General features: G+C 37.8%; 12 protein-coding genes. 2 read left to right on the forward strand and 10 right to left on the reverse strand.

Annotated features, from left to right (window positions below; all coding sequences use genetic code 11):
• Positions 1 to 23 precede the first annotated feature (23 nt).
• The 6 genes from mraY to mraZ form a co-directional block, all read right to left on the reverse strand.
• On the reverse strand, positions 24 to 1,232 hold the full coding sequence (gene mraY / locus ACXACQ_RS00435; protein WP_474973942.1) for a phospho-N-acetylmuramoyl-pentapeptide-transferase: 1,209 nt from the start codon (positions 1,230 to 1,232) through the stop codon (positions 24 to 26).
• A gap of 9 nt (positions 1,233 to 1,241) precedes the next feature.
• The gene (locus ACXACQ_RS00440) at positions 1,242 to 2,705 is read right to left on the reverse strand and encodes a UDP-N-acetylmuramoyl-L-alanyl-D-glutamate--2,6-diaminopimelate ligase (protein WP_474973943.1); all 1,464 of its coding nucleotides are present in this window, start codon (positions 2,703 to 2,705) and stop codon (positions 1,242 to 1,244) included.
• The gene (locus ACXACQ_RS00445) at positions 2,705 to 4,795 is read right to left on the reverse strand and encodes a penicillin-binding protein (RefSeq protein ID WP_474973944.1); all 2,091 of its coding nucleotides are present in this window, start codon (positions 4,793 to 4,795) and stop codon (positions 2,705 to 2,707) included. Before ACXACQ_RS00445 ends, ACXACQ_RS00440 begins: the two co-directional genes overlap by 1 nt.
• Positions 4,792 to 5,166 carry an FtsL-like putative cell division protein gene (locus ACXACQ_RS00450; RefSeq protein ID WP_474973945.1) on the reverse strand — a complete coding sequence of 125 codons (375 nt, stop codon included), beginning with the start codon at positions 5,164 to 5,166 and terminating at the stop codon, positions 4,792 to 4,794. The genes ACXACQ_RS00445 and ACXACQ_RS00450 overlap by 4 nt, the downstream gene beginning before the upstream one ends.
• Positions 5,167 to 5,172: 6 nt before the next feature.
• Positions 5,173 to 6,084, reverse strand: a complete 912-nt coding sequence (gene rsmH / locus ACXACQ_RS00455) for a 16S rRNA (cytosine(1402)-N(4))-methyltransferase RsmH (RefSeq protein ID WP_474973946.1) — start codon at positions 6,082 to 6,084, stop codon at positions 5,173 to 5,175.
• A 94-nt stretch (positions 6,085 to 6,178) separates the two neighbouring features.
• Entirely contained in the window at positions 6,179 to 6,622 is a 444-nt protein-coding gene (mraZ, locus tag ACXACQ_RS00460; protein ID WP_474973947.1) for a division/cell wall cluster transcriptional repressor MraZ, read from the reverse strand.
• Between the two features lie 461 nt (positions 6,623 to 7,083).
• Here mraZ and ACXACQ_RS00465 point away from each other — a divergent pair, with 461 nt between their 5' ends.
• Complete coding sequence (locus ACXACQ_RS00465; RefSeq protein WP_474973948.1) at positions 7,084 to 8,331, forward strand: TlpA disulfide reductase family protein; 1,248 nt, start codon at positions 7,084 to 7,086, stop codon at positions 8,329 to 8,331.
• An 84-nt stretch (positions 8,332 to 8,415) separates the two neighbouring features.
• Entirely contained in the window at positions 8,416 to 9,612 is a 1,197-nt protein-coding gene (gene mnmA / locus ACXACQ_RS00470; protein WP_474973949.1) for a tRNA 2-thiouridine(34) synthase MnmA, read from the forward strand.
• Between the two features lie 16 nt (positions 9,613 to 9,628).
• Here the strand turns inward: mnmA and ACXACQ_RS00475 are convergent, their stop codons facing one another.
• From ACXACQ_RS00475 to ACXACQ_RS00490, 4 genes are all read right to left on the reverse strand, one after another.
• A complete protein-coding gene (locus ACXACQ_RS00475) occupies positions 9,629 to 10,930 on the reverse strand; it encodes a pyridoxal phosphate-dependent aminotransferase (RefSeq protein WP_474973950.1) in 1,302 nt (433 codons plus the stop codon).
• Positions 10,931 to 10,954: 24 nt separating this feature from the next.
• Positions 10,955 to 11,518 (reverse strand): DUF502 domain-containing protein, encoded by a 564-nt coding sequence (locus ACXACQ_RS00480; RefSeq protein WP_474973951.1) that lies wholly within the window; start codon positions 11,516 to 11,518, stop codon positions 10,955 to 10,957.
• Between the two features lie 76 nt (positions 11,519 to 11,594).
• Positions 11,595 to 12,206, reverse strand: a complete 612-nt coding sequence (gene nqrE / locus ACXACQ_RS00485; RefSeq protein ID WP_474973952.1) for an NADH:ubiquinone reductase (Na(+)-transporting) subunit E — start codon at positions 12,204 to 12,206, stop codon at positions 11,595 to 11,597.
• A gap of 11 nt (positions 12,207 to 12,217) precedes the next feature.
• On the reverse strand, positions 12,218 to 12,892 hold the full coding sequence (locus ACXACQ_RS00490) for an NADH:ubiquinone reductase (Na(+)-transporting) subunit D (protein ID WP_474973953.1): 675 nt from the start codon (positions 12,890 to 12,892) through the stop codon (positions 12,218 to 12,220).
• Positions 12,893 to 12,916: the final 24 nt, after the last annotated feature.

Below are 12,916 nucleotides of genomic sequence, written 5' to 3' on the forward strand. Positions count from 1 at the left end.
ACTCCACGGAGTCTCCTCTTCTCTTATCTTAATTTTAATGTTGCCAAACTGATAATAGCTAGCAGTATTCCAACTATCCAAAACCTTGACACTATTTTAGATTCATGAATATTCTTCTTTTGATAATGGTGATGCAGCGGAGACATTAAAAATATTCTACGCCCTTCGCCATACTTTTTCTTAGTGTACTTAAAGTATGACACTTGTAATATTACTGATAGCTCCTCTACCAAGAATATGCCACACAATAAAGGTATCATCAACTCTTTTCTTACTACCAAGGCCAATACAGCAATAATACCTCCTAACGAAAGGCTACCCGTATCTCCCATAAATACCTGAGCAGGAAATGAGTTATACCACAGAAAACCGAGACAAGCCCCTACAAATGCAGTACAAAAAACCACCACCTCTCCTAAGTTCGGGATGTGTAGAATATTCAAATAATCACTAAAGTCTACACGCCCAGAGAGGTACGCAAAAATGGCCAGCGTTAATCCAATAATAGCGGAAGTTCCCGCAGCAAGCCCATCAATACCATCGGTAATATTAGCCCCATTGGACACTGCCGTAATGATGAATATTACAATACCTACATACATCACCCAAGTCAAATCATGACCTAGAAATGAGAACGCAGTATCATAATCAAGTTCATTATTTTTAAGAAATGGAACAGTCGTTTTTGTAGATTTTACATCTTCATAAGTCCTGACCAATTCGTTATTTTCTACTACATACTCTTTGTTGTATTCTCTTATCACTACATCGTCATGGAAGTAAAGCGTAAGTCCCACAATAAGTCCAATACCTACCTGACCTACAATTTTAAATTTACCCGCCAGTCCTTCTTTGTTCTTTTTGAATACTTTGATATAGTCATCTAAAAACCCAATTAGCCCCAGCCAAATAGTAGTGACAATCAATAAGATTACGTAAACATTATCCAACTTGGCAAATAATAGAACCGGGATAAGAATACCGCTAAGTATAATTATTCCACCCATTGTAGGTGTACCCTTCTTTTCTAACTGACCTTCTAAACCTAAATCTCTTACTGTTTCACCTATTTGCTTTTTACGAAGAAGGTTAATTAACCTTTTACCGAAGCTAATGGTAATTACTAAAGAGATAACAGCAGCCATACCTGCCCTGAAAGAGATGTATTGAAATACACTGGCTCCTATCAGGTCGAAATGTCTTTCTAAGTAATCAAAAATGTAATACAGCATTTATATATCTCAATTAGCAAATAAGTTCAACATTCTATTAAGCACCTCTTTATCATCAAATGAATGACGAATTCCCTTCACCTCCTGGTAGGTCTCGTGGCCTTTGCCAGCTACCAGAATTATATCATTTTTACTAGCAAGCATGCAGGCTGTTTTAATAGCCTCTTCGCGCTCTGCCACTACTAGCGTTTTTTTATGGTCCACTGGTGATAGCCCCTCTTGCATTTCCTTAATAATCTGCATAGGCTCTTCATCCCGTGGGTTGTCCGATGTCAAGATCACCTTGTCACTAAGCTTACAAGCAATAGAAGCCATCAACGGACGTTTAGTTTTATCTCTATTACCGCCACAGCCTACTACCGTTATCACTTGCTCGTTACCAGTTCTAAATTCAGCAATGGTTTCCAACACATTTTGTAATGCATCGGGCGTATGTGCGTAATCCACAATGGCGGTAACTTCAGCTTTGGTTATCACTTGCTCAAACCTTCCTGGCGCACCATCTAAAGTAGACAGCTGCGTTAATACTTCATCTTCCTCTTCTTCTAACAACACTGCCGTGGCATATACCGCCAACAAGTTATAGGCATTAAAATCACCAATAAGCTTAAACCACACACTTTTATGGTTGATGTCCATTTCCAAGCCCTGAAGAGTATTGGCTATGATTTTACCTTTGTAGGTAGCTACACTTTTTAAAGCAAAAGTATTTTTAGATGCCTTAGTATTTTGCAACATTATCCTACCTCTTTTATCATCAGTATTTACCAATGCAAAAGCATTAGCAGGCAGCTCGTCAAATAACTTCTTCTTAGCGCTGATGTACGCATCAAAAGTTTGATGATAATCAAGATGATCGTGTGAGATATTAGTAAAAACCGCACCAGCAAACATTTGTCCAGCTACACGCTCTTGATGAATGGCGTGCGAACTTGCTTCCATAAATGCAAACTGACACCCAGCATCAACCATTTTAGCCAACAGTTCATTCAAGCTCACTGCATCTGGAGTGGTATGACTTGCCGGTATTATCTCATCGTCAATTTTATTGTTAACAGTAGACAGTAAGCCTACGCTATATCCTAACTGGCGGAACAAATTGTAAAGCAATGTGGCTACCGTAGTTTTACCATTAGTACCCGTAACCGCCACCAACTTTAACTTTGAAGAAGGCACTCCATAGAAGTTCGATGATATGAATCCCAAAGCTTTGGCACTATCAGCTACAGCCACATAGGTCACTGCATCATTGATATCCTCAGGAAGATTTTCGCAAACAATTACGGTAGCTCCTTTTTCCACGGCAGTGGCGATATAATTATGACCATCTACCTGTGTTCCTTTTACAGCCACAAATAGCGTATTGCGCTCTACCTTTCTTGAGTCAAAAGCAATAGAATTTACCTCTACATCCATGTTACCAGAAGTAGAAACCAATGAGACTTTATATAATATGTCTTTTAATACTGCCATTAACTCAATTCTATTATTATATCTGTGCCTTTTAAAATTTTTGTCCCAGGGTATTGTGATTGTCTCGTCACCCTGCCTTTTCCCTTTACCTGTACGTTTAGCCCACAACTCTCAAGCAAATAAATAGCATCCCTTAAAGTCATCCCCTTTACATCAGGCACCAACTTAGGATCCACATTATTTTCTTTCCAATCGATAGAGTTCCCCTGCAAGCTAGTTGTCACCCATTCTGCTTGGTTCAAACTATGATTAGAAATGCCCAGCTCATTACAGATAAACTTAAGCTCTTCATGATTTCCTGCTTTAATCACAGGAAATACACCCTTATCAGCCACATATTCTTGTGGCATTTCACGGTGCATATCTAAATCACGCGCATATATATTATCAGCTATTTCTTTAAAAACGGGTGCCGCCACGTTACTTCCATACTGCCTCCAGCCTTTCGGATTTTTAATCAGTACAATAGCACTATATTTAGGGTCATGAGCAGGAAAATAGCCTGCAAATGAGGTAATATACCTTTTTGTATACCTCCCTTTATCCAAGATCTGAGCCGTACCTGTTTTACCAGCAATCTGATAATATGAGTTATTAATGTTAGCAGCAGTTCCTCTTTCTACTACACCTTCTAACATTACTTTTAATTTCTTTAAAGTAGCCTCAGAGCAAATCTCTTCGTTTAAGACTACGGTGTTGTATTCCTCTAGCACCTTATCGGCCTTTCGCACCTTCTTCACAATAATTGGTTTTATCAACTTACCATTGTTAGCCACAGCATTATATAATGCCAAAGACTGAATAGGCGTTAATTCCAACCCATAACCATAAGCCATCCAAGGCAAAGTGATTCCACTCCAACTTTTATCAGTAGGTCGTTTTATTTTAGGTATACCCTCTCCTTTAATCTGTAAACCCAAAGGCTGAGACAAACCCAACTGATCGATATATCCTAAAAAACGATCTGGCTTTAAACCAAAATATTGATCTACCAACTTGGCCATGGCCACATTAGAAGACTTTTCAAACGCCTGCTGAATAGAGATAGTACCATAGCCACCATGCTCATGATCACGCACCACGTTATCATAAAATTTCTGATTACCATCGCCAGTGGCCACACTATCGTTAAGACTAATATTGGTGTCTTCCAAAAGAGCTATCATAGTAGCCAATTTAAAAGTAGAACCAGGCTCAACTGTGCGTCCTACAGCATAATTATATCCTTCATAATAATATCCCTTAGCACTTCTAGTAAGGTTTGAAATCGCCTTTATTTCACCAGTACCTACTTCCATTACTACCACTACACCATAATCTGCCTCATGGTATTCTAAAGCACGAAGTAGGGCTGTCTCACTAACATCCTGCAAGTTGATATCTATTGTTGTTTCTATATCATAGCCATTTTCAGTCTTTACTTCAGAACCATCAAATAATGGCTTCCAGTCTCCTCCTGCCAGCTTTTGATATAAGGCTTCACCATCTTTACCTGCAAGCCTATCATTAAAGCTGTACTCTAACCCTGCACCACGACTATTTTCATTAACAAACCCAATAGTTCTTTTACAAAGGTTAGCGAATGGCAAAAAACGACTATCTTTCTTTTCAAAAATAACACCGCCTTTTAAGCGCCCTGCCCTAAAAATGGGCCATTTAGACATCACTTTCTTGTCTTGATAGCCTACCATTTTAGAGTTAATCACTATATATTGCCTATTCAGCTCACGAGCATTTTTCAATTTCCTTCTATAACCTTCTTTCGATTTATCCTTGAAGAAATTACTCAAAAGCATTGATAATGAATCTAGCCCTTGATTAAAGACATCATCATTAGCTATGGTAGCATCAAAAGCCAATTTGTAAAAAGGCAATGATGTAGCCAGCAAACTTCCATTGTCAGAGTAAATATTGCCACGCGTAGCCTTCACAGTCTTATACTTAAGATTAATCTGCTCGGCCATCTCATGCCACTTATTACCCTCACCATATTGAATATTGAGTGTCTTAGCTACTATAGCAATAGCGAATATTGCCACTAGCAGAAAAGCCACCCTCACTCTTAATAATATGGACTTCTTTATATTCACTTCTCTGTTACTACTATTTTAACGGGTGGTTGTAAACTCTCCTCTAATTCTAATTTCTTAACGTGTTTAGCCACTTCAGACTGCTTACTAGAAAACATGTAATCAGCTTTTAAAGTAGTATAATCAGCCCTAAGGTCTTCTACTTCACCTTTAAGCCTATCTATCTTTCTTATATTTTTTTCAGCATAATGACTATTACCGATATAGAAAATTCCTATAGCGGTAACAAATAACACATGAGGCAAATACTTTACAGGTACGCCATGTGCAAAAGCTGCATCTATACGCAAAAGCCTTTCTACCCTTGCAAAAACACTTCCCCCACCGGTAGTAGTGTCCCCTTTTTTTACCTTGAACGTATTAGAGGCCATTTAATTCTATTTCTTCTCTGCTATCCTCAACTTGGCACTTCGTGCTCTATTATTTTCTTTTATTTCTTCATCAGAAGCCACTACAGGCTTTCTGGTCACCGGCTCCAACGGCCGTATCACATTACCATAGAAATCCTTTTCCTGCTCACCCATTAACTTGCCCTTGGCTATAAAATTTTTCACCATTCTATCTTCCAACGAATGGTAAGACATAACCACAAGTCTCCCCTTCGGGCTTAGTATCTCAGCACTTTGCTCCAGAGCTTCTTCAAGAACCTTTAATTCTTGATTCACCTCTATTCTTATTGCCTGAAAAACCTGAGCATAGTATCTATACTCTTTTCCACGCTTTGCATATTTATCTAGAATCTGTCGCAGGTCGCTGACAGTTTTGATTTCTGCGTTCGTACGTGCAGCTACTATAGCAGAGGCTAATGTCTTTGCATTTTTCACCTCACCATACATACCCAATATACGATGCAGATCTACTTGACTGTATTGGTTAAGCACCTCCCTGGCGGTAGTACTTGCTGACTGGTCCATTCTCATATCTAACTCCGCCTCAAAACGAGTAGAAAAACCACGGTCAGCGTCATCGATCTGGTGAGAAGAAACTCCCAAATCTCCCAAAATACCGTCCACAGATGTAACACCATGCATTTTCAGATACCTCCTCAAATGCCTAAAATTTCCTTCTATGAATGTAAAAGAACTATCGTTAATGCTTTCTGCATTAACCTTCGCATCCTGATCCTGATCAAAAGAATACAGGTGCCCTCCTTTTAATTTCTCTAATATTTTTCTAGAGTGCCCACCACCCCCAAATGTTAAATCCACATAAACACCTTCGGGGTTTATATTCAATCCCTCTATGCACTCTTCCAGCATTACCGGTTTATGATAATGATTGTTATCCATTAACTATTATCTTATTTATCTCTTTTCAATCCTGACACAGAAACAAATAGACCACCAATCACCATCAATGCGAAGGCTAGGCTTTCACCACCTTCTACTCATCCAAGTATTTCTGAGCTAGTTTAGAAAACTCCCCAGGATCACTGATCAGATGCTCTTCGTATCTCTCAGGATTCCATATTTCAACCTTATTACCCATGCCCACAACTATGGCGTCCTTTTCTAATCCGGCATAGCCCAACATCAATTTTGGTATTAGGAATCTGCCATTGTTATCTAGCTCAACTACAGAACTACCCCTGAAAAAATTGCGCTGAAGCTTTCTGTATTCTTCATTAAACTCATTCAACCCCGCAATTTTGGAGTAAATCTTTTTAAACTCTACCATAGGGTAGAGCATCAGGCATGGCTCGAAGCCCCGTCTTACAACGAGCTCATTACCAGATGACTCTGGTAAATTTGCTTTGATCTTAGCTGGAAGCGATAAACGCCCCTTTGCATCAATCTTGCATTCGTACTCACTAGTGAAAAATGCCATTGTGGACTGTATGCTCTGATTCTAATAAACAAACATAAAAAATAATTTGACATATTCCACCACATTCCTCCACTTTTCACCACTTTTTTCCATTTTCCTTACATAACCCTTCAAATTTTAAATTTTATACGCCTCGAGTTTTTTCACATCTCAAGAAAGTACTACTCCACATCTTAAGAAACAGCATCGGCAAACAATCAAAAAACACACATTTAACTATAAATCAATTAGTTATAATTAAACAGCAAGAATTGAAAATTCTGAAATTATAATCTGTGGGAGAAAGTGGGAAGAATTCATCCAGTTTAAAATCCAAGCGGGCATTACGCACAAAACCTCACATGAAACCTCATTTCTAACCTATAAAACAAGTATACAACCGCAGTGGGAAGAAATGGGAGAATTGATTTTCATTTTAACTACATTTACAATGAATTAAAGACCCTAATTTTCAATAGACTATGCACTTTAAGATCTCATCAACTTCAAATAATTGGTTACTGGTTGCTTTACTTTTCATTATAGCTTGTAGCTGTTCAACAGGAAATAAGGATAAGGCTGAGGTAGCGTTAAAAAGTGGTTTTTGGAAAGGGGACATTTCGTCATCAGGGCACAAAATACCTTTTATATTTGAAGTAAATAGAACTGACAGCATCTATAACATAGATCTAATTAATGCTGATGAGCGCATCCCTCTTGATGGAATAACCATTAAGAATGATTCTGTGCATATACCTTTGCACATTTTTGACGCAGACATTATTGCTAAAATAGACAACGATCACCTCACAGGTTACTGGATCAAAAATTATGAAGAGGGCTACAAAGTTCCTTTCGAAGCTACCTTTGGAGATTCATTAAGGTTTACTACCCAGTCTAAACCCAGCGCTGATTTCACCGGCAAATGGGAAGTAACCTTTGCGAGCTCAGAACAAGACACCACCTTAGCCATTGGGGTTTTCAAACAGCACAACCAAAAAGCAACGGGTACATTTCTAACAAAGACGGGCGATTACAGATACCTTGAAGGAGTAGTAGAAGACAGCACCATAAAATTAAGCACATTTGATGGCAACCATGCTTACCTGTTTGAAGGCACACTGGACAACAACCGCATAACCGGAAGCCTCTGGGCAGGAAAAAGTGGACATGAAACCTGGACAGCCGAGAGAAATGAAAATTATAAACTTCCCGATGCAGATAGCCTCACTTTTTTAAAGCCAGGTTATGAGCAGCTATCATTCACATTTCCCACTTTAAATGGAGATTCTGTTTCACTAACAGACTATAAAGGAAAACCAGTTATCATCCAGTTATTTGGCTCATGGTGCCCCAACTGCATGGACGAGACAAAATTTTTATCTGAATGGTATGATAAAAACAAAAACTTGGGCATAGAAATATTAGGGCTAGCATATGAAGCAAAACCGGATTTTGAATACGCCAAAAATCGTGTTCAAAAAATGATTGACAGATTTAATGTAGGCTATAGCTTTGCCATTGCCGGTGTTAAGGATAAAGCAGAGGCATCTAAAACGCTACCTGCTTTAAACAAGATTATTTCCTTTCCCACCACAATATACATAGACAGTAACGGTAAAATATTAAGAATTCACACTGGCTTTGCTGGTCCTGGTACAGGAGAATACTACACTGAATTTGTAGACAGCTTTAACGAGACTGTATCTCAAATGAAGGCTTCCATGTAAATGACAGAGATTAATTATCTCTAAAATATGAAACCTATTATGTTATCGTCAAGTTTATTAAACTACAATCTTTAATTTTGCAGTATGAAAAGAGTAGTGGTAGGTATGTCAGGTGGCGTAGATAGCAGTGTAGCCGCCTACTTACTGAAAGAACAAGGCTATGAAGTCATAGGCATGTTTATGAAAAACTGGCACGATGACAGTGTAACAATAAGTAATGAATGTCCATGGTTAGAAGATAGTAATGATGCTATGATGGTTGCCCAAAAGTTAGGCATTCCATTTCATGCAATAGACTTAAGCAAGGAATACAAAGAACGCATTGTGGATTATATGTTTGACGAATACCAAAAAGGTAGAACGCCTAACCCTGATGTGCTTTGTAATCGTGAGATTAAGTTTGATATTTTCTTAAAGGCCGCTAAAAAGTTAAAAGCTGATTATATTGCCACAGGCCATTATTGCCAAAGATCAGTAATTGAAAAGGATGGCAAAGAAGTATATCAATTACTAGCGGGTAAAGACAAGAATAAAGATCAAAGTTACTTCTTATGCCAGCTAACCCAAGACCAACTTTCTCAAGCCCTTTTCCCAATTGGTGAATTGGAGAAGCCAGAAGTTAGGCGAATAGCCAAAGAGCAGGAATTAATTACAGCTGAAAAAAAAGACAGTCAAGGCCTTTGTTTTATAGGCAAGGTAAGGTTACCTGAATTTTTACAGCAAAAACTAGAGCCTAAAAAAGGAAAAGTAATAGAAATAGCTGCAGACTCAGAGGCTTATACTAATAACCCAATAAATACAGCTGTAAACGGAGCTGAAAGCAATACGCTAGCCGCTATAAGCCAAGACTTCAGCTATACTCCCGCCTTAGGCAAAGAGGTAGGCCAGCACAATGGTGCGCATTATTACACCATTGGTCAACGTAAAGGTTTAAATATAGGAGGAACTCCCAAACCTTTATTTATAATAGGAACTGACACGGTTACTAACACTATATATACCGGACAAGGTGATGACCATCCCGGACTACATAGAAAAGCATTAAAAGTTGTACCAGAAGAAATTCACTGGATCAGGCCAGATTTAAAGTTAGCCATAGGCGAGTCTGCAGAATACATGGTAAGAATTAGATACAGGCAATCCCTTGAAAAAGCTAAACTTTATATGAAAGAAGATGGGCTTTACGTGGTATTTGAAACACCACAAAAAGCAATTGCCGCAGGACAGTTTGTCGCGTGGTACAATGATGAAGAATTAATAGGTTCAGGAGTGATTAGCTAATCACTCCTTTTTTATTTTATGAATTTAAATACTCATTCAACGCATCTCTCAAAGTAGAAAATGTTTGATGTAGCATCTCTTCATTCTCTTCAAGCAATGTAACTCTAAAACCTGAAAGCTCTGATTGAAATGAAGAAATAGGTACTACACAGATACCTTTGGTCGCCAATAAATAATAAGTAAATCGCTTATCATTATCCATTCCATCAGTTATCCACTCTTTCAGCAAAGCCTTGATACCTGCATTTTCAGTCTCTAAAAACTGCTTATCATTCAAAACACCATCTTCAAATAAGATAGTATTATAAAAGGCACCCTTAGTCTCAATGTACCTGATACCATTAACATCCTTTAGCAAAGAGGTAATTACCTTATTTCTATGATAGATAGCATCATTCCTTTCCTTAATATATTTAGGATACTCAGGGTGAGAAAAGATAATTGGAATAGCTTTTTGGGGAAGTGTAGTAGAGCACACCTCTAATGTTTTAGCATTTTCTAATGCTTTACAAAATTGATTAAATTGGTGATCATTTTCTCGGTTATAAAACTCCATCCATCCGCATCTGCTTCCTGGCCAAGGCAACTCTTTAGAAACACCTTTCATAGATATACCAGGCCTGTTCCCCAACACTTTAGCCAAAGGCAAAGTATGCATATCTGGCTGTGTAATAGCCATGTAAATCTCATCACTGATAAGTAACAGATCAAACTCTTCTGCTATTTTAACAATTCGCTGCAAATACTCCACAGGATAGATCATACCTGTAGGGTTATCCGGATTGATAATTAAAACCCCTGTGATATTAGGATTATACTTCACCTTGTTATACAGCTCTTCCAAATCAGGATACCATGAATTATTGGGATCTAGAGTATAAGTTAAAGCATCGCTATTAGCATGAGCAGCCTCAGCACTCGAATGCGTGGAATAAGCTGGACTAGGTCCAATAATCCTAGAAGTATTAGGCAGGTATTGATATAATTTAGAAATAGCATCACCCAAACCATTGAAAAACAATATATCGTCTGCGCTCAACTGAGCCCCGCCCAGGCTATTATTTCTATCAGCCAAAAACTCTCTTGTTTTTAGCTCTCCTTTTGAATGGCAGTAGCCATAGCTTTTGTCATCTTCCACCAGCTCACTTACAATACCTTTTATCCATGCAGGTATTTTAGCATTTTTTTGAATAGGGTCACCAATGTTTTCCCATACAATAGGAATACCGCAGGCAGCCACCTTTTCAGCCTTTTGTACTATTTGTCTGATTTCATACTCTAGCTTATTAGCTCCTTCATACAGAAGTTTTCTACGCATAACTATAAGGTTTATGATTATTGGCTATTCTTCCATTCCTGACACACCACCCGAAACTACAAATTTCATGGCATCTGCACCAGACATGTTTAATGGCTTTACATACTTTTTATCGACTAAAAAGTGATTGCCAGAAAAATTATAAGAATGTGGTAAATAAACAGATGTAAAACCAGGCAAATCTATCTCTTCCAAATCTGCACGGGTTATAAAACCTACTTTGAGAATAGTCTGCTCCTCATTAAAAGCCACTGTAACAGGTATATTGAACTTCTTTTGATCACCCACAAAAGCTCCAATAAGATCTTTAATAGATGTATAGATAATATTCACCAAAGGAATTTTGACTAGATACTTCTCCATCTGATCAAAAAACGGCCTGGTTATAAAAAAAGAAGCCAAGTACCCTAAGAAAGTAATATTCACAATAATAATTACGAGACCAAGCCCAGGTATATTCACAGGAATAAGCCCATCTAGCCATTCGATAATCTCATATATAATGTAAATAGTAAGGCTTAGAGGCACCACAAACAGTAATCCTCTAAAGAAATAAGATACAAACCTATTAAATGTAAATCTGCTCATTAACTACAAAATATTGGTTATAAAAAAAGGGTTTCTGATACAGAAACCCTTTTTACGTGATAATGTTATTTGTTTCTTATATCGCGATACCGATAAAAGATTTGAAGGCTAATCCCATAAGGCCAGTAATCAACATTGTGATGCCTAAACCTTTAAGTCCGTCAGGTACATTAGAATACTTTAATTTCTCACGGATAGCTGACAATGCAACGATCGCCAACATCCAACCTATACCAGAACCAAATCCAAATACAGTAGCTTCTGACAAAGTGTAGTCTCTTTGTACCATAAATAAAGAAGAACCTAAAATAGCACAGTTTACAGCAATAAGAGGTAAGAATATACCTAAAGAACCGTAAAGAGCAGGAGAGAATTTCTCAATAATCATCTCCACTAACTGTACTATACCAGCGATAATGGCAATAAACATGATAAACTGTAAGAATTCTAAACTTACACCGCTAAAATCTTCTCCTAACCATGCTAAAGCACCTTCTTTAAGTACATACTCTTGTAGCAACCAGTTTACTGGCACAGTAATAGTTAATACGAATATTACCGCTGCTCCAAGACCTACCGCTGTAGATACTTTTTTAGATACTGCAAGAAATGAACACATACCTAAAAAGTATGCAAAGATCATGTTCTCGATAAATATGGACTTTATTCCTATGCTAACTAATTCCATCTTTAATATTTTTAATGTTCTACGTAACCAGTTTTAGATCTCTGCACCCAGATCAAAATTCCTAACACCATGAAGGCTCCAATAGAGTCCACCATCAAACCGTTAGTTGGGAAGTTATCAAGACCAATAGCCTCAAAAACTTTGAAATCAAAAACAGAACCTGATCCAAATAACTCTCTAAAGAAAGCTACAGCTAAAATGATCCATGCGTAACCAAATCCACTACCTAATCCATCTAGCACAGAATCATAAGGCTTATTACCCATAGCGAAAGCTTCAAGTCTACCCATTACTATACAGTTAGTAATAATAAGACCCACAAAAGCTCCCAACACCTTATACATATCATAGCTATAAGCTTTAAGTACTTCACTTACCAATGTTACCAAAGTAGCAATTACGGCAAGCTGAACAATGATACGAATCCTATTAGGAATCAAGTTTCTCAATAAAGAGATAAGCAGGTTAGATGCAGCAACAACAAATGTTACGGCTATTGCCATAATTAATGTAGGTTGCATTTTAACCGTTACCGCCAAGGCAGAACATATACCCAATACCTGTACGGTAATAGGGTTGTCCTCATTAAGAGGGTCACTTACTAATCTTTTTCTTCTTTTAGAAAAAAGCGCTTCTTCAGGTTTTTTTACAACCTCTTCTTTTTGTTCTAAAGTTTCAGTACTCATAATTTAAAAAAGTATCTGGTTTAT

The organism is Fulvivirga sp. AWR4_260 (genome assembly GCF_056158185.1).